This is a genomic window from Paenibacillus sp. P46E (assembly GCF_001909095.1).
Lineage (GTDB): Bacteria > Bacillota > Bacilli > Paenibacillales > Paenibacillaceae > Paenibacillus_AQ > Paenibacillus_AQ helianthi.
Window position 1 is genome coordinate 286510 of sequence record NZ_LVYZ01000001.1, and the last position, 23895, is coordinate 310404.

Consider the following 23895-nt stretch of genomic DNA (forward strand, 5'->3'; position numbering starts at 1 on the left):
GGAATGGCATTTGAACGGTGGCGGGGATTTGTTCAGGCCTGGCGGGATTACCCGTTTCCGGAAGGGAGGCGGATCGGTGAGTGGTATACGATAGAATCCCTATTAGGGGAAGGGAGCTACGGGCTTACTTACCGGTGCAGTGATTCCAGGAATGGAGCCCTTCTAGCCGTCAAGCAGTCCAGACCGAGCAAGAAAGCGGTGGGACGGAGTATGCTGGCCAAGGAGCGGGATATCTTACAGGCCATGAATCATCCCCACATTCCCAAGTGCCGCGGTTACTTTGAGCAGAGGGGTTCCAACTGGCTGGTAACCGATTATATAGAGGGTGAAACGCTGGAGGATCTGATCTTCGATGAGCACAGGGTCTACGGGGAGCGGGAGTGCCTGGCCACAACCCTGAGACTGATGGAATTGGTAGCCCATGTCCATTCGCGTGGATATGTTCACCTTGATCTGCGGATTCCTAATGTGATTCTCCAGAACAATGAAGAAGTATACTTGATTGATTTCGGGTTGGCAAGGCGGATCGGAGAGGCGGAAACGGTGCTGGAGAGGCGGAGTCCGAAGGTGGAGGAGATACCGAAACGGAAGCCGCCGGTTATTGCCTCGGATTTGTATGATATCGGGCAATTCATGCTGTTCATGCTGTATTCCGGTTTCAGACCCGATCCGGGAGTGGCGGAGCGGAGCTGGCGGGAAGAACTGGACTTGTCGCCAGGAATGCTGCGTATCGTATCCCGGCTTTTCGGAGAACAGGAAGCCTACCCGGATACAGCCGTTTTTATCCGTGAAGCCGAAGCTCTGCATGAGAGTCTGCAGTGATATTGATTTACATACAAACAAGGCGCCTTCATCCAAAAGATGAAAGGCGCCTTGTGATTTTGGAACAGTTCTCAAACAGAGAAGGATCAGCTTGAGCTGCCATAGCGATTCTTATAATATTTATGTCCATTTCCTCCATGGTGTGCGTCCGAAGATGAGTGGCGCTTGTATCCGTGACTACTGCTGGAATGTCTGCCGTACACAGGCCTCCCTTTATGACCGCTTGAAGATCTGCTCCGCCTTCCATGTTGGGAGTTTTCCATGGAGTGCAGGACTTTGCCGAGAATTTTTTTTAGCATCATGTTTCCTCCTCTAGGGTTGTATAGGCCGCTTAGTGCGGTCTTATTCTTTCATTACCCTGTAGTACGGTATTCATACCTGCTGGTTTCGTGATTAGTTAATGGTTATGTTAACGTTTCAGCCTCTTTCATAGAATCTTTCTTATTACTTAGGAGGCTTGTGCTGTTAATAAGCACGAGTCCAAGGCCAGCCAAGGTGGCACAGGCAATGAAGATCGCGCGGTTCCCCATCCACTCCCCAATGCTCCCGGCCATGAATCCGCCAAGCATAAGTCCGATGGTTGTAGCATTAGAATACATTGTTGTAGCGGTTCCAGGAGATTCAGGAATTAGCTCCTGACAATAATTGAGGCCAACGCCCAGGACAATGGATACGTAGGCAGCATTCAGAATCTGGCAAGCTGCCAGCTGCCAGGTTGTATCCGCCCCAGATGACACAACAAAATATAGAACGCCAAATACACCAGCGGCTTTCATTATAAATGTATTGCCATACCTTTTAGCCAATAGACCGAATCCAAGCATAAACGGGATTTGCAGCAGAGCGCCCAGCCCAACCAGCCAACCGACGGTTTGGTCTGTGGCGCGAAGATCAACCGTAGTAAGCAAAGGTAAGGCAATTCCTGACATGGCATTACTGGTCTCGAAAATCATGAAAGCTGAGATGGAGACCCACAGCAGCCAGCGTCCCGTTTGTTGGGTAGTCTTGGTCTGCGCCAAAGTCAGGTCCACGCCAGTCAGGGAAGGATGATCATATCTAACCAGATATACAAATACAATCAACGCTATTACAGCATAGAGACCCGCAACAAACAGGAATAACAGGCTATAATCCCGATTTCTGATCAACAAGGGAGCAAGCAGGGGACCTACTACCCACGAAAGGGAAAATAAGGTTCTTTGCAGAGATATCGCAATGTCTGCGTCCTTGTTCACCGCAGTGGCTGCATCCCTTACATAGGCAAATATTTGCGGGAATACCGATGTCGCCAGAGCAATGAATGTAATGGATACGATCAGTAACGTGTAATAATTCTCAAAAACAGCAAAAAGAGAATAACCGATAATTGCTGCTGATGACGCGGCCAAAAGTATGGTTTTTCGATTAAGCCGTCTGTCAGATAACCTGCCGATCCAACTGGACACCCCCACCTCGAACATAGAGGAGACGGTCAAAAATATCCCCAGCATCCATGAGCTCATTCCAATTTGCTGCATTCCGAACAATGGCATGAATGTCATAGTCAAGGAGAACCCGACACCCATCAGAAAGGTGCAAGCCAAGGCAGGAAGATATGCCGGGATGCCTCTCGATTCTGCTAAATCGGCCAGTAGTTGTTTTAATATGCGTTGCATCTGGATTCGCTTCCCATCTGCTCAGAAAGACGGATTAATTCTCTCCAGATATTTTGCAGCTTAATGCTTCTTCTATAATCATCATCGAGTTCATCAATCAGACGGCTTGCACCACGTTCCAGTTCCTCAGCAACCTGGCGATATTCGGCCAGCCCGGAGGGCAGTAGAATTCTGTGTGCCAGGTCATGCACCAAGCCCAACCTTGTCTTCCTGTCCAGGTTCATCTGGCATTCGGATAGCAGATTCACCAAAGTGGAGGGTCCTGTATCCCGGAGAATATGAAAACCGTTCTCTTCAGGCAGGGCTAGCCGATGTAAATAATTGTAGCGGAATTCCGTTATGAAAAAATTGTAATCGGCCAGCTTCGCGATGCCTTTCCAATAGTTCAAAGTCCCGTCCTGCTGCTTACGGGTGTATTCATGGGCATGAATAATCCGCTGGGTATGATAGACCGCGGGGACTTTTAACAGGGAGCCCAATATATAAGTGTGATAATCGAATCCGATACAGCGGGAGCCGATAAAATTGGGAATCCACTTAAAAATCTCCATCATCGCGATATTTCCGCATTCAGGATAATTGGGGACAATCTCAGGGATATCGGGAAGCTTCTCACAGGTGATCAATAACGGCCGAGTGCGGAAGTTCAGCTCGCCATCACTGTACTTAGCGTCGATGTAAGCAGGTATCCGGGCTTCGGGTATGCTTAATAGGGTCAGAAATTCATTGAGTGTCTGTGTGTTATGCTGCTGAAGCAGCTCCAGAGTCACATTCCAATCCCCGATATAATCGCTGCCTGCGATCCAGATTTCTTCTGGCAGTAATTCATCCGTAAGGCTCTCGCAGGTATCCATCATAGAAAGCACCTCGGCAACCTTTTTACCGATAAACTGCATTTCCCCCGAAACCGGATACAACGCCTCATCACCCAGGGGAGTAAAACAATCTGAATCTCTGCGGTGAATGACCTTCCGCCCGTACCTGGCAGCAGCGAGATAGAGCATATTAAAAACCTTACCATAATCGACTTCCTCCGGGTGAGGATAGAGCAATCGGGTTAATTCAGCGAGATCCCATTGTCCATGCTCTGCCAGGTCTTGAATCCACTCTAATTGGTCATTGAGGTCATGGTGAATGATCGGAATGGAAGTGGTCTTCTGAAGTGCCATAATGTCTTTCTTGTTTTTTTTCACTACATGGGAAGGTCCATTATCTAGGATGATTAACTCTTCCGGATCGATTCCCCGTTGCTGCATGGATGTCATTTCAATTAGGATAGATTGGACAGCAGGCAGTACAAGGCGATTGGTCGGGATAGCAAACATTAAATGGGTCATCTCCTATTATATAGATAGATTAGAGGAAGGGAAATTATAGCATATCTGATAAAATTACGGAATCGATAGTTTGCCTTGTTCATAACCTGGTAAGCTGGTAATAAAAAATCCCCTTCCCCAGCAGAATGTTCGCCGGGAAAAGGAATGGATGTAGGGTCTTACCGTTTATTGACTCCCCGTTGAGAGGGTCTAAGCGTTATATCCAAAGCCCAGAATAGTAAAGCATTTATCCTGATCTTCAGGTGACATTTTGATTTCGATTACATGCTCTTGGCTGTGCTCATTGTGGTACAGAATGACCGGGTTACAGTGGGTCCAGTTATTCCTGTGCGGATCGGCGGTGGTTACCAGCTGGCCGTCCACATAAATCTCCGCTTTACCGAACTCAGGGCTGCCGGAATCCTTGTATACGAGGATAAGGTTTTTACTGGTTATACTCAGCCTGAAGCTGTCCGGCCCGGACGTGGCCGAATGCATCCAGTTATAAGGGAATTCGGGCGTCCCAACCGGGCTCAGATCCATTTCCACCATCTGCAGTTCTGTATCTGTACCCGTAAATCCACCCGCTTCGATGACAGCACCTGTATGGCTCTTGCGGTCAAGCAGACGGGTAGAGGCAAAATCATTCCCGAGAACCGGCAGTTGATCCAACGTGATATCCTCTTCGTCCATACCCAATTTATAGGTTTCAGAGAACAAATAAGAGAGACAGTCCGCCATGACCCGGTGACCATCATTAGTAGGATGGTAGATGTCATAGAAAAATTGGCGTTTCGATATGATGTTGCCCTCAGCCTTGCTCAGGCGGAACTGCCCGGTCACCGCGTCCTTGACGCTCACCATGGGGAGGTTATAGTGCCTGCCCACGGGAGAGAGCCGTTCCTGGAGGTTCCAGTCATTCACAAACACGCTAAATAGCAGAATTACGGCAGGCTGGTTACGCGCAGAAAGGATCTTCAGACAGAGGCTTTCATAGCAATTGCCCTTCGTTTCATCCCCCTCGTCATTGACTGCAAATTCAACCACCACAATGTCTGGCATTACGGCGCCGTCCCTAAGAATGTCCCTGTCATAGCGGATCACTCCAAGTTCCGAGGGCGTACCCCCTACACCGGCTTTTACATAATGAATGTTCTCTCCCCCGTCCCGGCCGAACAGTTCCTTGAATCTTACATAAGATTGATAAGCATAACATTCCGTATGTATCGGTTTTGCTCCCGCACCCTGAGTAATAGACCCACCGATATAGGCAATCGTAACATCCTCGCCTCTCACTGCTTTATCTATGGCGGATTTTAATCTTTTATTATTACCGGAATGCATCAGGGACTTCGCGATCATATCCCGGTATTCCTTGGAACCGTATGCAACCGGTGGCTCAGCTATAAGCTCAGGCGCAGTATATCCGTCGTTCAGATAGAACATAATGCTTGCCGTTGCCAGCTCGCCTTCGTGGCTGAACTCAAAGGCGAATTTGCCGGGGATGTCATCCTCCTCAGCCCACTCGATATCCTCCAACCGAAGCACCATCTCTGTTCCGTCGTTCGGGCATGGAACAAGCAGGCGGGTGCCTGTCTCATACTTGCTCGTTCTGCCCCAGTTCTGCAGAAGAAAAGAAACTGCTGCTTCCCCGCTGTTTGTCTTGACGGAGACGCCGATACTGTGGACTAATGTGCGGAATCCAGTCCAACTGCCCAGTAGAGCCAGCATCTCTTCATCCGTAACGCCGCCAATATATTTGGCCTTGTCAATCAAATAGCTGCCATCCAGATAGATCTCCTGCGAAGGCCGGCCTTCGGCCCTGGCAGTCGCCTCAATAGCTGTTTCGAATAATATGAAAAAACCGCTTCTTTTCTCCACCGGGTCCTTAGGTGCCATAGGGCCTTCGTTATTGCCGTCAGCAATGATCCTGTTATTGTCTTTCACTTCGACCAGCCTCGCTTTTATATAAGTATGAATGCGTTCACATTAACTTATATTATAGACATGGACGTTGGATCAGCTCAACGAGCAATAGGGATTTGTATTTAGTTATTACAAAAAGTCTTTAGTTTACCCAAAGCATTCCCATCGGTCATCGTAGGCTGTACTTCAACCTGAAGGCTGTTATTGCCGGGCGATGCGGCCGAAGCGCTTCCTGATATGATAAACAATGAGCAGAAGTGACGGGAAGACCAAAGCGTAGGTGATGTCCCAATCCAACCAGCTAGGGGTGACTTCCTTAATGTAGAAAATAATATCTTTGGCCAGCAGATTCGACATACCATAAATCAGAAATCCTACCGGAAAGATCAGGGGCTTGTAGGTTTTCAGTTTCAGCAGTTGAGCTGTCCCCAGGACAAAGGCGTAGAAGTAAAGCGCTGTTTTGAAGTATGTGCTTATAATCCATGTGGTGGCCATCAGCGCTTCAATCCGCTGCAGAAAATTGCCAATGTTGATTCTTTGGGCAAGAACATAAGCTGCATAGAATACATGCTCGGAAAAATAAACCCCAAGGATCGTCAGGGAGAGAAACAAAATCAGATTAAGACTAATAGCTGCGATGAACAAGGTTATAAAAATGTCCCGGCTGGTTTTGCTATGTTTTTGGGCAAACGGATAGATCATGAAGAACACGCACAGTTCCCCGAACGGGTAAAAGACGCCGAACAAAATGGTATGCAATACGTCAAGAAGACGTGTATGCAAAATAGGATGAATCCGCTCCATTTCGACATTGGGAAACAGCAGGACGATCAGGCAGATTAAAAAAACCGCAAAAAAAGGAAAGAAAATCTGTGCAGACCGGCCTAAATTTTCTAAACCCAGTCTGAGGCCGTACACCAGCAGAACAATTGCCATGAAGCGGATCACCCCGCCGGGTGTGCCCTCATAAATTTGTGTACACATGAAGTCTTCAATTTCCCTGACATAAGTGGATGCCGCCATCAGGAAAAAGAATAAATAACTCACCGCTACTGCTCCGCCCGCCCATTTCCCCAAAATTTGCATGGAAAGCTCGATAATTGTTTTATTTGGATTGATATTTGCGGCGGATAACATTAATTTGACGGTTGCCAGTCCCAGCGGAATACTGATAAGTCCGGCAATCCATGCATCCTCGTGGGCCCCTGTGGTCATGATTGAAGGATAGACAAGCGCCATATCCCCAATAAGTGTAAAAAGCCCTAGAATGATCATTTGAGCCGTACTGATCCGGTCCTTTTCAAGACTCATGAGATTCCTCCGTATCGGCTGCAAACGGTCCTTCAGCCACTTTTTTTCCTTTCCTTAGTATGCAAATATCTTCCACAATTATGCATCCTATACATAAATGAAGATAGACGGGGATAATTATCAATTTCCGAATCATACTATGTATACTTGTTCGTGGAAAGTGGAGGATGCGAATTGAAAGATGGCACATTGTCACCCTGTCTTAAAGATAATCAGATGCAGTTGGTTCAGCTTCTCGGGAAAAGCACCGATCTGTTGATTAAAGAGCTGCAACCGGATCCTTATACGCAAATCGCCGTGATATATATAGACGGTCTTGTGGATACCCAAGTGCTGCATAATTCCATACTCTTTTCGCTTCAGGAAGGCTGTACCCCGGATCGGCTGAAAGATTTAGATGCGGGGCAGAAACTTGATCTTCTGTACAAACGCATACTGATGGCAGGAGATATGTCCGTCACCCATGACTTGAAACCATTCGTTCATCAGTTGTTGTCCGGTAATGTAATGGTGCTGGTAGACGGAACACCCAGCGCTCTTCGGATCGGATTACCCGGATGGGAGGACCGCAATGTAAGCGAACCAAGCTCTCAGACAGTTGTACGGGGCCCGATGGAAGGATTCACGGAGAATTTACGGACGAACACGGCGCTGATCCGCAGGAAAATCAAAGACAGCCAGCTATGGCTGGAGACTGTTGAGATTGGCAGGGTGACCCAGACCAGTGTGTCCATTATGTATCTCTCTCACATTGCAAGCCCTGATCTGGTACAGGAGGTAAAACGCCGATTAGGCAAAATTGATATAGATGGCATTCTGGAGAGCGGATATATCGAGGAATTTATTCAGGATACGGGGGTCACACCTTTTCCGACCATTTATAACAGTGACCGCCCGGATGCCATCGCGGCAGGAATCCTTGAGGGTAAAGTGGCGATTCTTGTTGACGGTACGCCGTTTGTTTTGCTGGTGCCCACTTTTTTTGTTGCTTTTTTTCAATCTGCAGAAGATTACTACCAGCGGGCGGATATTGGTACCTTGCTGCGGTTTATCCGATTCTTATCCTTTTTCATTACCATGCTGGCGCCGTCGCTTTATGTGGCAGTTACTACATATCATCAGGAGATGATTCCTACCACACTTGTTATCAGTCTTGCTGCACAGAGGGAGAGCGTTCCCTTTCCGGCGTTCGTGGAGGCACTGCTGATGGAATTGACGTATGAGATTTTGCGGGAAGCGGGGGTGAGAATTCCGAAGAACATAGGGCAGGCGATCTCGATTGTCGGTACGCTGGTAATCGGCCAGGCGGCGGTTTCGGCAGGCTTTATCTCCTCAGCGATGGTCATTATTGTATCCATTACAGCCATTTCCAGCTTTGTCATCCCTGAAACGGGAATGGCCATTGCCGCAAGGATGATTCGTTTTGCATTTATCGTTCTGGCCGGCTTTATCGGATTGTATGGCATTTTGTGCGGTGTCTTCATCGTTGTGATGCATTTGGCAAGCCTGCGTTCCTTTGGGATGCCGTATATGAGTCCAATTGCTCCATACCAATCCAACAATCTCAAGGATTCGCTCTTCCGCTTCCCTTGGCCGTTCTTGAAGACCAGACCGGCAAACAGTAAAATTCAAAACCTTAACCGTCAAGACACAACCAAGTGAGGACTGTTTATGGACCTTAAAAAAGGTAGAACTTTTTCTTTGCTGCTGTTTGCTCTTCTCGGACCTCTGCTGCTAAGCGGCTGCTGGGAAAGAACAGAGTTAAATGAAATGGCTTTTGTGCTCGGAATGGGTCTGGATAAGGCGGAATCCGGGTACAGGGTCACGATGCAGGTGGTTATTCCCTCCGCGATTTCCTCACAGACGGTTGGAGGATCAGGAGGCGGCGGGGTGCCGGTGGTTGTATCCAGCTTCACAGTACCGACAATTTATGAAGCAGACCGCCAGTACAGTCTTCTCAGTTCGAGAGATATCTACAAAGGGCATATCCGCGTATTGGTAATCGGAGAGGAGCTCGCTCGTGCCGGAATCGCCGAAGCTCTTGATGTGTTCCAGCGGAGCCGGGAACCGCGAAATGATTACTATGTCATGGTTGCGAAAGATGCCACGGCAGAAGAGGTCCTCAAAGTTCTTACCCCGTTGGACAAATTGCCAGCCAATAAATTGTTTTATGCTATGGAGAAATCCCATAAGTCATCCGCCAGGACAGTTGCGGTTCCTCTGAACGAATTTATTGAAAATATGATCTATGAAGGAATAAATCCGGTATTGACTGGTGTTGAGTTGTCCGGCAGTGCTAAAGAAGGTGAGCTGATGAGCAATCTTGACAAGAGTACTCCCAGAACGAAATTGCAATACCGCAGTGTAGCTGTATTCAAGAAAGACAAGATGATCGGGTGGTTAAAAGATAATGAGGTGGTCGGTTACAATTATATCTCCAATAAAGTTAATCATAGCTCTGGCCCTGTAAAAGGAGACGATGGCAAACCCATTGTTATTGAAGCGCTCCATACATCCACCAAACGTAAAGTGAAGATCATTGAAGGGGAGCCGCATATTTTCATTCATGTAAAGGCGGAATGCAATGTTGAAGAGGTGGAGAGCAAGGATAACCTGGAATCGGAGAAGGTAATCACTGAGCTGGAGAAGAAAACGGAAGAGCGGATTATCTTTCTGATGAAATCAGCCGTTGAGCAGATTAACGAGGATTTCAATTTGGATATCATGGGTTTTGGCCAGCTGATCTACCGTGCTAAACCGAAGGTCTGGGCCAGACTGCAGCAGCAAAAGGGAGATGATTATCTGAAGTCGCTGCCCATTCATTACAGTGCCAGCGTAACGATAACCCGGATCGGCGTTACGGACAAGTCTTTTATTGGTGATATCAAGGAGTGAGCGTAATGATGCTGCTGTTCTTTCTGGTGATTGCGGCAAGCTGTGTTGTCATCGATCTTCCTATACTGAAGAAGAAAAGCAGACCCCGTGACCGCCTGGTCTGGGTGCTGTACTGGATCCTGGGCATTGCTGCGGTCTACTGTTCGTTATACAAAGTCAAAGTCCCCAGCCCGCTGTATCTGGTAATGTTCATTTATAAGCCGGTCAACAGCTTATTTGAGATGTGGTTTCATTGACAGAAAAGCAGGAGTCATGTGATAATTGCCTGACGATCGTCAGGGAGGTGATCCATTATGACCGCTAATGCTATTTTGCAAGCCGCTATAACACAATTTGCCGAAAAAGGCTTTGAGGGTGCATCACTGGCTGGGATAGCCCAGGCGGTTGGTATTAAAAAACAGTCCATTGCAACCTATTTTCCTAAAAAAGAAGATTTGTTTCTAGCGGCTTTTCAGGAAATGGCCCGGCACTATATTGAGTTTCTGGACCAGTTGTTCAAGGGCATTCCGGGTATACCTGTGGAGGCGAGGCTGCGCGGGATTGTGTACCGGACCTACTATTATAGGGTGGAGCATCCCATACTGACCTCTTTTTACAAAAGAAGTGTTCAATTTCCGGCGCCTTTCTTTCAGGAGATGCTGGAGCAGCAGATATCAATGATGGAGAAGCAGTCCTCCGCCGTTTACCGGGCTATTTTTGAGGAAGGTATGAATACCGGACAGATTCGGCGGCAGCACACGGAAAGTCTCCTATCGGCTTATTATTGTTTGCAGGATGGGATTTCCATGCAGATGTTTTTTTACAATCATGAAGAATTCGAGCGGCGCTTGAAGGATATATGGGAGATTTTCTGGGCGGGCATTAAGCAAACTTGAGGAAGAGAGGATTGAGAATATGCGGGTAGACCGGGTTGTCACCGAAGAAGGGCTTCAGGAGGCTTTTAGAATTAGGCGGGAAGTGTTTGTGGAGGAGCAGGGTGTGGCGCTGGCAGATGAATTTGATCAACATGAGCAGGCTGCAGAGCATATATTGATCTATCAGGAAGAGACAGCTGTGGGAACGGCCAGACTCCGGAATGTAGACGGCTGGGCCAAGCTGGAACGGATCTGTCTCCTTGCCCCATACCGCAAAAGCGGTCTGGGTTCTGTTCTTATCGCAACATTGGAGAAAATGGCGGCGGAACAGGGGCTGCGGCAAGCCAAGCTGCATGGCCAGAAGCAGGCCGAAGGCTTTTATCAGAAGCTGGGATATGAGACGGGTTCACCCGTTTTCATAGAAGATGGAATTCCTCATGTACTTATGGTTAAGAATTTATAATAGAAAGAACAGTACATGAATGCGGTGTTGCTGCTGTTTGATACTTTACAGGAAAGGGTAAGTTTTCTGTGGTTGGGGTCATCTGACTACAGAGAGGAGTTGCAGGCAATGAAGCCAATACGGAAGTTCGGCGTTGCAGGTTCTATTGTCCTAAGTATCCTGTTGAGTGCATGCAGTAATTCGAATGAAACAGCAAATCATGCTGAAGCAACAACCGGCAATCAGCCGGCCAGTCCGGAAGCCAGTGCGCCGGCGGCAAGTGCGGAAGCCAGTGCAATAGCTAGTGCAGAGGCCAGCACAGAACCTAGCACGGAGCCCAGTGCATCTGCTTCTGATTCTTCTGAGAACCAGGCAGCGGATGACGGAGTGAGACCAAAGTATCTGCCTGCTGATTTCCCGCTTCCCAAGGACGTGAAGGTTCAAACTTCCAGTGCGGCGGAGAACGGCGGCAAGAAGTCTGTTCTGTTTATTTTCACCACTACAGAAGATATGGCTGCAGTAACCAAGATGTACAAGGAGTATTTCGGGACTCAGAATCTGACTGATGCCAGCCAGACTTTGGATGAGAAGAACCTGATCATCCAGGGAACGAATAGCGGGAAGCAGGAAGAATGGTCGCTAATCGGCGGGCCATTGACCTCGCAGAAGGGTGTTATTGAACTTACGCTGAACTGGTCGGAGCTGTAGAATAGGACAAGCAGACTGACGAAAGGGCGCGCCGGTATTCCATTGGCGCGCCGTTTTTGAGTTGGCTGTTTATACTCGTATAACCCTTACAAAAGCTATACCCGCTGCATCATTATATGAAAAAGGGAAGCAGGAACAAAGCGGCGATGGCACCAAAAGGAACGCGTCTCGGATAAAAACGGCGGCGTGGATAGAAACCGGGATAGTATCCAAATTGTCTGTAAGTAGACGCATTGGCAGGCATTCCGTTCATTTGCCCCATCATTTCGTTCGAAGGAACGGCCAGCGTAACATAGTCCTGATCAATATGAGCAATAAACCCGTCAAAATTCTGTCCGTCAGTAGTAGTGATACCCACATATTTATTCATACAGTTCCAAGCGAGTTGCTGATAGTTTGTATCCATGGATAACCTCCTCAAATCATATCTCGACAACAGTCTATGGACTGCAACCTATTGTGATCACGGCATATGCCCATAGCCCGAAAAATATCTGGATCTATATATTCAATACAAACTATTTTAAAATGGGTATGAAGCGCAAATTAGCCGGACAGGAGCCGGATATCGAAAGGAGCATGTACAAGATGAAATTCCGCAGATTAGGTGGAACCGGACTTAAGGTGAGTGAGATCAGTTTGGGAAGCTGGCTGACCTATGGAGGGTATGTAGAGAGGGACAATGCTGTAAAAGCTATTGAGACCGCTTACGGGTTGGGTGTGAATTTTTTTGATACGGCAAATGTGTATGAGAAAGGTGCGGCCGAAAAGGTGCTGGGTGAAACGCTGCGCGGTTTTCCCCGCGAATCCTACGTGCTGGCTACCAAAGTATACGGTGTAATGGGAGACGGGCCCAATGACCGCGGCTTGTCCCGCAAGCATATTACAGAGCAGTGCCATGCCAGTCTGAAGCGGCTGGGAGAAGATTACGTGGATCTGCTGTACTGCCACCGTTATGATCCGGAGACACCGATTGAGGAAACGCTGCGCGCGCTGGATGATCTGGTCCGTCAGGGCAAGGTACTCTATGTGGGTGTAAGTGAATGGACGGCCGCACAAATGGCGGAAGCACTGGCCGTTGCCGACCGTTATCTGCTGGACCACATCGTGGTCAATCAGCCGGTCTACAATATGTTCGAACGTTATATCGAAAAAGAGATTATTCCGCTGGGGATGCGTAAGGGCATCGGACAGGTCGTGTTCTCACCGCTGGCTCAAGGTCTGCTGACCGGAAAATACAGCTCGGTCTCTGACATTCCGGAGGACAGCCGTGCGGCGAAGTTGGACTGGATGCGTAAGGGAATTACCGAGGAGAAGATCGCCAAGGTCCGCGGGCTGGGTGCAATCGCCGCTGAGCTGAATATTTCTGTCGGCAATCTGGCCCTGGCCTGGATTCTGCGCCAGCCGAATGTCGCGAGTGCCCTTGTCGGTGCCAGCCGTCCCGAGCAGGTGGAAGAGAACGTGTTGGCTTCCGGCATAGAACTATCCGATGATGTTCTGACAGCGATAGAAGCCATAATTAGCTAAGAAAAAGGAGGGTGACCGGTGAAGGTACTATTTATTGGCGGTACAGGACTCATTAGCGAGGCGATCTCCAAGCTGGCTGTAGAGCGGGGCATAGAGCTGTATCTGTTCAACCGCGGCCAGCGGGACGAATTCGTACCGGAGGGGGCTAAGGTGATTCAAGGCGATATCCGCCATCCGCTGGAAGCCGCGGAGATACTGGGCAATTATGAGTTCGACGTGGTGGTGGATTGGATCGCTTTTACTCCTGAGCATGTACAGAATGATATACAACTGTTCACAGGCAAGACGAAGCAATATATCTTTATCAGCTCCGCCTCTGCTTATCAGAAGCCACAACAGAATTATCTGATTACCGAGGAGACCCCGCTTACGAATCCTTATTGGCAGTATTCCCGCGACAAAATCGCCTGTGAGCAGCTGCTGCTGGAAGCCTACGCGAATAACGGTTTTCCTGTTACGATTGTCCGCCCCTCCCATACTTACGGGGTAACGGCGATACCGGCAGGCCTAACCAGCTGGGCGCATCCCTGGTCGCTGGTCGACCGGATCCGCAAAGGTCAACCTATCGTGATTCATGGAGATGGAACATCGCTATGGACCCTGACCCATAACACAGATTTCGCCAAGGGCTTTGTCGGCCTGCTGAGGCAACCCGGAACGATCGGAGAAGCGGTTCATATTACTTCTGACGAGTCGCTGAACTGGAACCAGATCTATGCGGCTATCGGGAAGGCGGCTGGATATGAACCACAGGTTGTGCATATTTCCACCGATTTTATCACGGCCTTTACCCCGCCGGGAACAGCAGATGGACTGATCGGCGACCAGGCGGTGAGCAGTGTATTCGACAATAGCAAGATTAAGCGGCTAGTGCCGGATTTTGCCGCAACCGTTCCTTTTGCCGAAGGCATCGAGCGGTCTGTGGAATGGTTCGAGCAGCACCCGGAGCTGTGCACCATCGACACTGAATGGGGTACCATGGTGGATAACCTGATTGCGAAGCATGGTGTTGAAGCGAAGCCGCTCTCCTTTTACGTATGATGGCATGAAACCGGGATTCCTGAATATACTCTCACTACCGAATTTCCTCTAAAAGGAGTCCTGGCCTATGCCTACCCATCCGTATGTTTCCCGTTTTTTTGTGAATGCCGATGCCCGCCGCGATAAGCTTGTTTACGATTTGCCGGAATCCTGGTGGAGCCGGCCCTATGAATATGAATGGTGCACGAATTTCGTTTCCCCGCATGATGTGGTGCTGGATGCCGCCTGCGGGATCTCCCATCCGCTCAAGTTCTATCTTGCCAGCTACAGTGCGGAGGTTCATGCCTGTGACATGGATGCAAGAATTCTGTCCCGGGAAGCCATCATGGAAGAAATTGCCAATGATATCGGGGAGGAAGCGGCACAGCTGGCGAGAGCAGCGCGGACGAACCGCCTCCACCTGGCCCAGGCCAATCTGACCTCACTGCCGTATGAGAACGAGTGCTTCGATACGATCTTCTGCATCTCGGTGCTGGAGCACCTCTCTTTGGAGGAATCTGTACGAGCCGTTAGGGAATTTCACCGTACGCTGAATGGAGAGGGTCTGCTGGTGCTGACTTTTGACTATCCGACTGTTAATCTTTTGCGGATGAATGAAGTGCTGCTGCAGGCCGGATTTGAGTTCTGGGGGGAGACGAATTTCAAGCTTCCGGCGGATGCCGTGCGTACGGAGCAGTGGGGCGGGCTGAACTGTTTTCGGGCTGTGCTTAAAAAGGCGAGACTCTAGCATCTGCCCTTTATTTGGATATTCCTCTTTTCATATAGTAGAATAACAGGAGGTTACCAAATAGAGAGGGGTCAAAAGATTTTGCGCAGATTTGCAGTCATAACATTAACATTCATAGTACTTTTGCTGATTCCTGCACCTGCTGTTTTTAGTCAAGATGCTTCCGCGGGCGATAAGGTTAATCTTGTTTTTGCGGGAGACATCCTGCTGGATGGTTTTGTCGGCGACCAGATCGCCAAGTACGGGGTGAATTTTCCGTTTGCCAAGGTAGCACCTGTTCTGAAGAAAGCGGATATTGCTTTTGCCAACCTGGAGACACCGGTATCGGTGAGAGGGCAGGCTGCCGAGAAGACTTTTGCGTTCCGTTCCAAGCCAACAGCTCTTGCGGGACTGAATTACGCGGGGATTGACGGTGTGACCGTGGCGAACAATCATATTCTGGACTTCGGACAGAACGCTATGCTGGATACACTCGTTCACCTCGACAAATACAAGATCGGGCATACCGGGGCAGGCAAGAACATAGACGAGGCTTATAGACCCTTTACCCAGACGGTACAAGGGAAAAAGATCGCCATACTCGGTGTAAGCCGCGTGCTCTCCAGCCCTTCGTGGTATGCAGGCAAGAACAGTCCGGGCGCAGCTTCGGCCTATACGCCTGAACCGCTGATGAGCGCCATCCAGCAATCGGCCAAAGCGAATGACTACACTATTGTATACATCCACTGGAACAACGAGTTCAAGGATTACCCTGAGAATTACGCCCGCAAGCTCGCGAAGCAGATGATCGACAGCGGTGCGGATATCATCATCGGTGCGCACAGCCACTGTCTGATGGGGATTGAGTACTACAAGCACAAACCGATCTATTATTCGCTGGGTAATTTTGTGTTCAACCGTTCAACTCGCGGCGGCGACAAGACACTTCATTCTATGCTGGTGAACTTTGAGATCAGCAACAATGGTATATCCGGCAGAATTACTCCGGTCAAGATTATCGGCGGCCAGCCCAATTTTATGGGGGAAGCCTATAATCAAGATACGATCAAACGGATGAACCAGCTCTCGTTCAATGCCCGTGTAGCGGCGAATGGAGCGGTTAGCGAAAAGCTCTGAACCGAAGTGCTGAACGGAAGTGCTGAACGGAACCAACTGAACGGAACACTAATAAGTAGAACAGAATATCCGTCCCAAAGCAAAGCCTGAGCGATTAGCTGGATTATCGCTTGGGCTTTTTGCTGTTTAAGAGATCAGAGGTAAAAATACCTCTGAATTCGGCGCAGACAGGCAATATGGGGAGATCAGAGGTGAAAATACCTCTGAATTCAGCGTGGGCAGGCAAAATGGGGAGATCAGAGGTAAAAATATCTCTGAATTCAGCGTGGGCAGGCAAAATGGGAAGATCAGAGGTAAAAGTACCTCTGAATTCAGCCCAGGCAGGCAAAATGGGGAGATCAGAGGTAAAAGTACCTTTGAATTCAGCGCAGGCAGGCAAAATGGGGAGATCAGAGGTAAAAGTACCTCTGAATTCAGCACAGGCAGGCAAAATGGGGAGATCAGAGGTGAAAATACCTTTGAATTCGGCGTGGGCAGGCAATATGGGGAAAGGAAAAGTTGGGCAACCATTCAGGTTCCGTCAGGCCAGCCTAAATATCTTGTTTTGTATTAGAGTCCAGCTTTATTCCATAGATTCCCCCGGTACCTTCCCGGTGCTATCCCGTAAGCCTTCTTGAAGGCACGGATGAAATAATTGGGCTCCAGCCCCAGGCGGCCGGCGATTTCTTTGATGGGCATGTCCGGATACTCCTCCATCCACCTCACGGCTTGATTCAGACGCAGGCCCTGTAAATATGCATGAGGAGTAATGCCGTAGGCCTCACGGAAAATCCGCATGAAATGCTGTACCGAGTACCCCACAACATGGGCAATGTTGGACATCTGCAGCGTTTCGGTGAAGTGTTCCTGCATATACCCGGCGGCGCGGCGTAATGCTTCCTGTGCAGGGCTGCTGACCGGAAGAGAATCAGGACCAGTGGAGAGCTCAGCCATCTCCGACAGCAACAGGACAAATTCATAGAGTCTGCCGGAGATATATGCAGCCCGGGAGGTTTCGGACTGGTCCGCAAGCTCCCATAGCTGTTTCAGAGGATTCAACAGGGCCTCCGCGTCTGTCAGACAGATCTCTGTGCTGAAAGGCAGGCCGCAGCCGGTGATCAGTTCTTCCGCAATCCTGCCCTTGAACCCGATATACCCAAGCAGCCAGGGTTCACCAGGGAGCGCATAGTATTCATGAGGCTGCCCCGCCGGCAGAATAAGCGCCTGACCAGCCCCGATAGTCAGGCTTTTCCCGTCCTTGAAGCGTACCCGGCCTTTGCCCCTGAATGCGATGAAACATTGCGGCACAAGATAACCGGACGGGCGGGAGATCGGATGCTGCTCATGGCAACCAACGTTGTACAGGGCCAGCGGCAGCCGTGGGTTCAGATCATCCGCGGACAGGCGGAAGGGCAGAAGCATGCGTATCCCTCACCTTCAATTTGTGCTGTTCCATATTAGCATTGTGCTAACTATATTCTAATAATCTACTCTACAATGTGAATATAGTCTAGTAAGGAGGCGGTCGTTAGTGAGTGTGACAGCAGGGAGATGCAGAAGCCGGTTTGATGAGGATTGGAGTTTTTACAAAGGGGATATCCGCATTCCATATGCAGTTAAGGCCGGTATGACAGGCGGGATTACCGACTGTGGTTCCTTGCAGGAGGGAGAATGGCTGGATATTGCTTTTAACGATAAAGGGATGGGCCATCAGCAGCTGGAATGGAAAGCAGTATCGCTGCCGCATGACTGGTGTGTGGAGCAGCAGTATGTGCAGGATGCATCGCTCGGCTCGAGGGATGGCAGCCATGGCTATTTGCCGGGTGGAATCGGCTTTTACCGCAAAAGCTTCGAGCTCCCGGCAGAAGGCGCAGCGCGTAAATGGACGGTATCCTTCGACGGAGTTTCTGGGGTGAGCACCGTATGGGTCAATGGACATTTCATTGGCGAGCATCGGGGAGGATACACCGGATATTCCTATGATCTGTCCGATGTGCTTCGTTATGGCGGGGAAGGTAAGAATGTCCTATTAGTCAAGGTAGACGCGCTGGAGAATGAGGGATGGTGGTATGAGGGCTGCGGTATCTACCGCCATGTGTGGCTCGAAGAGACGGACCGCCTCCATGTAGCGGAGTATGGAACCTATATCACGACACCGGATGTGAGGGAACAGCAGGCCAGGGTGCATGTCAGCACCCGTATCTGCAATGAATATACAGAAGGCCGGGCGGTCTCGCTGCACACAGAAATATACGATGCTGCAGGCAGACAGGTAGCTGCTTCTGCGGCGCAAGCCGTTGTGGACGGGTACGGGGAGACGGAGCTTGAGCAGATTTTCAGAGTGGAGCAGCCTTCGCTGTGGTCGCCGGAGCACCCGTACCTCTATAAAGCCATATCCATCCTGGAACATGAGGGAACCGTGGTGGACCGGTATGAGACATCATTTGGTATCCGCAGCATCCGGTTTGATCCGGAGCAGGGTTTGTTCCTGAATGGAGAACCGCTGCTGATCAAAGGCACCTGCAATCATCAGGATTTTGCGGGAGTGGGAGTGGCGCTGCCTGACAGTATCATTGAATATAAGCTGAAGCTGCTTAAAGAGATGGGCTCTAACAGCTACCGCAGTGCGCATCACCCGCCTACCCCTGAACTGCTGGATCTCTGTGACCGGATGGGACTACTGGTGATGGATGAGAACCGCAAGCTTGACAGCAGCCCGAATGGCATAGCCCAGCTGAAGCGGATGCTGTACAGGGACCGTAATCATCCATCTGTCATGATCTGGAATCTGGAGAATGAGGAGGTACTGGAAGGCAGCATAACCGGCAGACGTATTCTGAAGACACTCGCGGATACCGTTCGCCGGATTGATCCAACGCGCCCGACCTCAGCGGCTATGAACCATGGCTGGTATGAGAATGGATATAATGAGGTTGTTGATATTACAGGCTACAATTACGGACACCGGGATCATCTGGATATCCGGGACCATGAGCTGCATCCGGAGCGTCCTATGATCGGCAGTGAATGCGCGAGCTATACGGTAACCAGGGGCATCTACGAGGATGATCCGGTGCGCGGCTATTGCTCCGAATACGGCACGAATATCCCTTCGTGGGGCTGTACTCCGCAACGGGCGTGGAGCGATGCCGTTAACCACCGTTTTCTTACCGGGGTATTCATGTGGACCGGGTTCGATTACCGCGGAGAGCCTACCCCTTACCTGTGGCCATGTGTGAATTCCCATTTCGGGCTGATGGACACCTGTGGTTTCCCTAAAGATAGCTATTACTACATGCAAGCCGTCTGGAAGGAAGAACCTATGGTTCATCTGCTGCCGCATTGGAATTGGCCGGGTTCTGAGGGACAGCCGATTGAAGTGAGGGTGTTCTCCAATACAGCTACAGTTGAACTGATTCTGAATGGCAGAAGTCTGGGTGAACAGCAGGTTGACCGGACAGGATATTTGTCATGGGAAGTCATCTATGAACCAGGGGAGTTAAAAGCACTTGGAACGCGGGATGGCCGGATCGTAGCTGAGAAAGCGGTGGTTACGGCGGGTCAGCCGCATCAGATCTGCCTATACCCTGACCGGACTGAGGTTGAAGCAGACGGCTCGGATACCATTCCGGTACGCGTGGCTGTAGTGGACGAACACGGACATATTGTTCCAACCGCAGACCCTGAAATCCGCTTCGAAGTGGAAGGTGCCGGAATTCTTCTTGGAGTAGGCAACGGCAATCCCAGCAGCCATGAGCCGGATAAGGCACCTGTCCGCCGGGCATTCAATGGCTGGTGCCTGGCCTTGATCCAGTCTTCCACCGAAGTTGGTCCGGTTACCGTACGGGCAGTATCAACAGGACTTATACCGGCAGAAGTAGTATTACATGCCGTTACCGGCTCCTAAATAGCAAAAAAAATAGCGACGGAAGGAATTCCGGCGCTTTTGCTGTGTTTCTCGACTGAAACGGATGCGGCCTCTTTCAGAGGACGGCGAAGCTATTTCTTCTGATGCCTATTTATTTCTGGGGATGGGGACGATAATATAGACATATCTGAATCCATACCAAAGGATGTTCTGCAACTGATGCCCAAGCTGAAGAAATATATGCCCTTCACCTATAAAATGATGATTCCCTATCTGCTGCTGGTCCTTCTTACCGATGTAACGATCGGCTATATCTCCTATTCCATGCTTACTGATTCGCGGACGGAGATGGCCGAGTCGAACATCCGGACGGGAATGGAACAGTCAAGGAACAATATCCGCTACCAAATGGACGAAATTCAGCGAATGTCGGACAACCTGTTTGGAAGCCAGCCGTTTCAGCGCGCCCTTGAGCTCAAAGGTACGCCGTTTGATATCTATCTCGCCATGATCGACCAGATCGTTCCGCAGATCACGGCACCGCTGCAGCTGTTCGGGAACAAGATCCGTTTCATGCTCTATACGCCAAACAGTGATCTGAACATTGTATCCGGCGACAATCTGAATGAGCCGATCTTAGACAGTGATTATTATATTCTGCCGCTTAAGGATATCGCTGATAGCGAGTGGTACAAGTCCCTCAAAGATTCGAAACGGGACAATCTCTGGCTGCAGATTGATACGGACAAGAAGCTGGGTAACCTTTCGCATGTCCGCAGGCTGGTTAATTTCAGCGATTACAAAACGGTAATCGGCTATGTTCGCATCACCGTATCCCTTGAGGATCTGTTCGGGGGCTTTGACACCTTCCCGCTGGAGGAGGGAATTACCCTCAGGCTTGTGGAAGAGACCACCGGCGATATTCTGTTCCAGCGCGGCACGGCGAATTATGATGAACCGGGCAGTAATTTCCTGAGTCTGCATGAAAAGATTCCCGGCAGCGGCTTCGTCATCGAATCTCTGGTGCCCTACACGTATTTAACGAAGGATGCCGGCAGGCTGCGCCGTGTAATTTTTGCAGTATGTGCCCTCAGCTTCCTGGTGATGACGGTAATTGGTTATGTGGTGGCGCGTCTGTCCGGGCGCAAGATGAGCCGGATCGTGGGGCTGGTGCGGTCCTTCCAGGAAGGGAACTTCCAGAAGCGCATCCGCTTCTCAGGCAATGATGAATTTGTACAGATCGCGGACTCCTTCAATGTGATGGCAATCAATATTCAGGAATTGATCAACAGCGTGTATGTGCAGGGCATCCAAAAGAAGCAAGCGGAACTGGAAGCGCTGCAGGCGCAGATTAATCCGCATTTTCTGTATAATACACTTTCAACGATAAGCAGCCTGGCAAACCTCGGGGAGATTGACAAAGTCACAGGGATGGTACAGGGACTCTCGCGCTTTTACCGGTTAACGCTGAATCAGGGTAATGTCTATATTGAACTGGAGAAGGAACTGGAGCAGGTCGCTACGTACCTTGAAATCCAGCGGGTTAAATATGCGGATGCGTTCACGGTATATGTGGATGTAGACGAGGAAATTCTGCACATGCAGGTTATCAAGCTGGTACTCCAGCCATTTGTTGAGAATATTTTCAAGCATGCTTGGTTTGGGGAGACGATTGCGATCCGTCTGACCGGCCGGCGGATAGGCAATAATCTTGAGCTGAAAATCATCGACAATGGAATTGGCATGCGTCCTGCGGACATCAAACGAATGATGCAAGGACCGAGTCAGGCCGGGGGTTATGGAGTGAAGAACGTGAATGAGCGGATCAAGCTTAGATACGGGGACAGCTACGGAGTGACCATTGCGAGCTATTATGGCGCAGGCACAACCGTTCAATTGTTGCTTCCCGCCGGGATGAAGGACAATGAAGAGCAGGATGTAGAATTTACCCCATAATTTGCAGCTTGTACTGACACAGGAGGAACATTAAGATATGAGCATTAACGTATTGCTGGTGGACGACGAAGCCATTGATCTGGAGTGGATGCGCCGAAGAGTGCTGGCCAGCGGATTAAATATTACCGTAGTGGGCACCGCGAGCAGCGGCTTTAATGCGCTGAAAATTATGGAGGAAATACAGGTCGATATTATTTTATCTGACATCCGGATGCCGATTATGACCGGTACTGAATTTGCGCGCAAGGCCAAGGCGCTGAGTCCTAAGACCAAAATTGTGTTCATCAGTGGACATGAGGATTTCAGTTATGCCAAGGAGGCGATTGAGATCAATGCCTCGGGATATCTGCTGAAGCCCGTTCAAGATAAGGACCTGTACGATATGCTGCGGACACTGTGCACCAACATGGAGCAGGAAAGAGAGCAGGACCGCTCCTTCACCGAAGCCTTGTCCCTGGTGAACAAGGAGCTTCTTCTGCGCTGGTTCGATGAGGCCTCGCCTGAGCCAGCGGAGCCGCATCTGCGGAGTCTCCTGAATCCCTTGCTGCAGAAAGGCGCAGCCGCGGCGATTGTGGAGATCGATGATCTGGAGTGGAAAATGCGCGATTGGTCCGAGGAAGACACCCGGAGCATTACGCGGCAAATTGCCGGGGTGATTAAAGCCTTTGTCGAGGATGCCAAGCTGGGCATCTGGATCGCTGTCCACCATACCCGGTTTGTTATTCTGTCTTCACTCCCGCAGGACAGCTTTTTGAGTCTGCTGGAGGAATTGATCCGCAAAGTAGCAGATTCATCACCCTGCACGGTAACTGTAGGTGTAGGACAATACGCAGCAGAAGAGGCAGGATTACACGGGTCCTACCAGCAAGCGCAAGCGGCGCTGAGTGCGAAGTGGCTGCTGGGCAAGAACCGCCTGATTCGCGATACCATACAATCTTCGCCAAAGGGAACACCCGGCGGGCAAATTGAACAAACGGTAGATCAGCTTCTGGAGGCTATCATCCAGTATGATCTCGTAGCGATAGATGATCATCTGATGGTTTTGTTCACGAAGGACCTTCCCGGCGCCGGAAGGAAGGAAGTCTATGAGCTGATCATCCGCATTACCTCCAAGCTTCATGCTGACCTTCAGCAGCAGAACGAGAATCTGTACGAACTGCTGCAATGGGAATCCCATCAGCCGGATATCCTGTTCCAGTTCGAGACCATTCATGATATCCTCTCCTGGATGCGGCGCAGATTCTTCGAGCTATCGGAGCTGTTGTACGTGAAGCGGCAGCGGCAGAAGCGCAAGCTGATTGATGAGATTATGCGCTATGTTGAGGAGAATCTGGAGAAGAAGATTACATTAAAAGAGGTGGCGGCCCATTTTGACTTCACTCCTAATTACTTGGGCTTTCTGTTCAAGGAGGAATATGGGCTTCCCTTCAGTGAATACGTGAATGAACGTAAGACGAACCGGGTATCCGAGCTGCTTAGCGATCCGACTCTCAAAATATATGAGATCGCCGAACGCATGGGCTATAAGAATATTATCTATTTCAACCGGCAGTTTAAACAGATCACGGGTATGACGCCGGGAGAGTACCGCAAAAAGCATAAAATATAGCCGCAAAAACGTTGCCCCGGCCGTTTTCAGACCCCGGGCAACGTTTTTGCATTTTTAGAATAGCAACGGTTTCAAATGATCGTTGAAAAAGTATTACTTTTAGTTGATGGGCTGAATCCACACCAGGTAAGCGGTTCTCTATA

Annotated in this window: 20 protein-coding genes; 14 read left to right on the top strand and 6 right to left on the bottom strand. The window is 49.8% G+C overall.

The features are described from left to right. Positions 1 to 3: 3 nt before the first annotated feature. The gene (locus tag A3849_RS01135) at positions 4 to 822 is read left to right on the top strand and encodes a serine/threonine protein kinase (RefSeq protein WP_074109772.1); all 819 of its coding nucleotides are present in this window, start codon (positions 4 to 6) and stop codon (positions 820 to 822) included. Positions 823 to 1226: 404 nt separating this feature from the next. On the opposite strand, the gene A3849_RS01145 is transcribed toward A3849_RS01135, so the two are convergent. The 4 genes from A3849_RS01145 to A3849_RS01160 all read right to left on the bottom strand — a co-directional run bounded on the left by A3849_RS01145 (position 1227) and on the right by A3849_RS01160 (position 7030). Continuing rightward, positions 1227 to 2477 carry a sugar efflux transporter gene (locus tag A3849_RS01145; protein WP_074109774.1) on the bottom strand — a complete coding sequence of 417 codons (1251 nt, stop codon included), beginning with the start codon at positions 2475 to 2477 and terminating at the stop codon, positions 1227 to 1229. Then, a complete protein-coding gene (locus tag A3849_RS01150; protein WP_074109775.1) occupies positions 2462 to 3802 on the bottom strand; it encodes a DUF6271 family protein in 1341 nt (446 codons plus the stop codon). Before A3849_RS01150 ends, A3849_RS01145 begins: the two co-directional genes overlap by 16 nt. Positions 3803 to 4003: 201 nt before the next feature. Beyond that, positions 4004 to 5692: an SGNH/GDSL hydrolase family protein gene (locus tag A3849_RS01155; protein WP_074109828.1), complete on the bottom strand. Its 1689-nt coding sequence runs from the start codon at positions 5690 to 5692 to the stop codon at positions 4004 to 4006. Positions 5693 to 5920: 228 nt separating this feature from the next. Further along, complete coding sequence (locus A3849_RS01160; protein WP_074109776.1) at positions 5921 to 7030, bottom strand: GerAB/ArcD/ProY family transporter; 1110 nt, start codon at positions 7028 to 7030, stop codon at positions 5921 to 5923. Between the two features lie 174 nt (positions 7031 to 7204). Between A3849_RS01160 and A3849_RS01165 the strand changes: the two genes are divergently transcribed. From A3849_RS01165 to A3849_RS01190, 6 genes are all read left to right on the top strand, one after another. Continuing rightward, entirely contained in the window at positions 7205 to 8692 is a 1488-nt protein-coding gene (locus A3849_RS01165; RefSeq protein WP_074109777.1) for a spore germination protein, read from the top strand. A 9-nt stretch (positions 8693 to 8701) separates the two neighbouring features. After that, positions 8702 to 9925 (top strand): Ger(x)C family spore germination protein, encoded by a 1224-nt coding sequence (locus A3849_RS01170; RefSeq protein WP_074109778.1) that lies wholly within the window; start codon positions 8702 to 8704, stop codon positions 9923 to 9925. A 5-nt stretch (positions 9926 to 9930) separates the two neighbouring features. Continuing rightward, positions 9931 to 10161: a hypothetical protein gene (locus A3849_RS01175; protein WP_074109779.1), complete on the top strand. Its 231-nt coding sequence runs from the start codon at positions 9931 to 9933 to the stop codon at positions 10159 to 10161. 57 nt (positions 10162 to 10218) lie between these two features. After that, positions 10219 to 10800 carry a TetR/AcrR family transcriptional regulator gene (locus tag A3849_RS01180; RefSeq protein WP_074109780.1) on the top strand — a complete coding sequence of 194 codons (582 nt, stop codon included), beginning with the start codon at positions 10219 to 10221 and terminating at the stop codon, positions 10798 to 10800. 19 nt (positions 10801 to 10819) lie between these two features. After that, positions 10820 to 11242: a GNAT family N-acetyltransferase gene (locus tag A3849_RS01185; protein ID WP_074109781.1), complete on the top strand. Its 423-nt coding sequence runs from the start codon at positions 10820 to 10822 to the stop codon at positions 11240 to 11242. 108 nt (positions 11243 to 11350) lie between these two features. Then, positions 11351 to 11929 (top strand): hypothetical protein, encoded by a 579-nt coding sequence (locus tag A3849_RS01190; RefSeq protein ID WP_074109829.1) that lies wholly within the window; start codon positions 11351 to 11353, stop codon positions 11927 to 11929. 112 nt (positions 11930 to 12041) lie between these two features. On the opposite strand, the gene A3849_RS01195 is transcribed toward A3849_RS01190, so the two are convergent. After that, the gene (locus A3849_RS01195; protein ID WP_074109782.1) at positions 12042 to 12335 is read right to left on the bottom strand and encodes a phosphatidylinositol kinase; all 294 of its coding nucleotides are present in this window, start codon (positions 12333 to 12335) and stop codon (positions 12042 to 12044) included. Between the two features lie 182 nt (positions 12336 to 12517). Between A3849_RS01195 and A3849_RS01200 the strand changes: the two genes are divergently transcribed. The 4 genes from A3849_RS01200 to A3849_RS01215 all read left to right on the top strand — a co-directional run bounded on the left by A3849_RS01200 (position 12518) and on the right by A3849_RS01215 (position 16340). Next, on the top strand, positions 12518 to 13456 hold the full coding sequence (locus tag A3849_RS01200) for an aldo/keto reductase family protein (RefSeq protein ID WP_074109830.1): 939 nt from the start codon (positions 12518 to 12520) through the stop codon (positions 13454 to 13456). A gap of 18 nt (positions 13457 to 13474) precedes the next feature. Continuing rightward, on the top strand, positions 13475 to 14497 hold the full coding sequence (locus A3849_RS01205) for an SDR family oxidoreductase (RefSeq protein WP_074109783.1): 1023 nt from the start codon (positions 13475 to 13477) through the stop codon (positions 14495 to 14497). A gap of 67 nt (positions 14498 to 14564) precedes the next feature. After that, positions 14565 to 15224: a class I SAM-dependent methyltransferase gene (locus tag A3849_RS01210; protein WP_074109784.1), complete on the top strand. Its 660-nt coding sequence runs from the start codon at positions 14565 to 14567 to the stop codon at positions 15222 to 15224. Between the two features lie 123 nt (positions 15225 to 15347). Beyond that, positions 15348 to 16340 carry a CapA family protein gene (locus tag A3849_RS01215; protein ID WP_483874370.1) on the top strand — a complete coding sequence of 331 codons (993 nt, stop codon included), beginning with the start codon at positions 15348 to 15350 and terminating at the stop codon, positions 16338 to 16340. 549 nt (positions 16341 to 16889) lie between these two features. Here the strand turns inward: A3849_RS01215 and A3849_RS01225 are convergent. Beyond that, positions 16890 to 17741 (bottom strand): AraC family transcriptional regulator, encoded by an 852-nt coding sequence (locus A3849_RS01225; RefSeq protein ID WP_083613309.1) that lies wholly within the window; start codon positions 17739 to 17741, stop codon positions 16890 to 16892. Positions 17742 to 17850: 109 nt separating this feature from the next. Between A3849_RS01225 and galA the strand changes: the two genes are divergently transcribed. From galA to A3849_RS01240, 3 genes are all read left to right on the top strand, one after another. Continuing rightward, positions 17851 to 20226 (top strand): beta-galactosidase GalA, encoded by a 2376-nt coding sequence (galA, locus tag A3849_RS01230; protein WP_074109787.1) that lies wholly within the window; start codon positions 17851 to 17853, stop codon positions 20224 to 20226. A 180-nt stretch (positions 20227 to 20406) separates the two neighbouring features. Then, positions 20407 to 22143, top strand: a complete 1737-nt coding sequence (locus A3849_RS01235) for a sensor histidine kinase (RefSeq protein ID WP_074109788.1) — start codon at positions 20407 to 20409, stop codon at positions 22141 to 22143. A gap of 37 nt (positions 22144 to 22180) precedes the next feature. Next, complete coding sequence (locus tag A3849_RS01240; protein ID WP_074109789.1) at positions 22181 to 23752, top strand: response regulator; 1572 nt, start codon at positions 22181 to 22183, stop codon at positions 23750 to 23752. Positions 23753 to 23895: the final 143 nt, after the last annotated feature.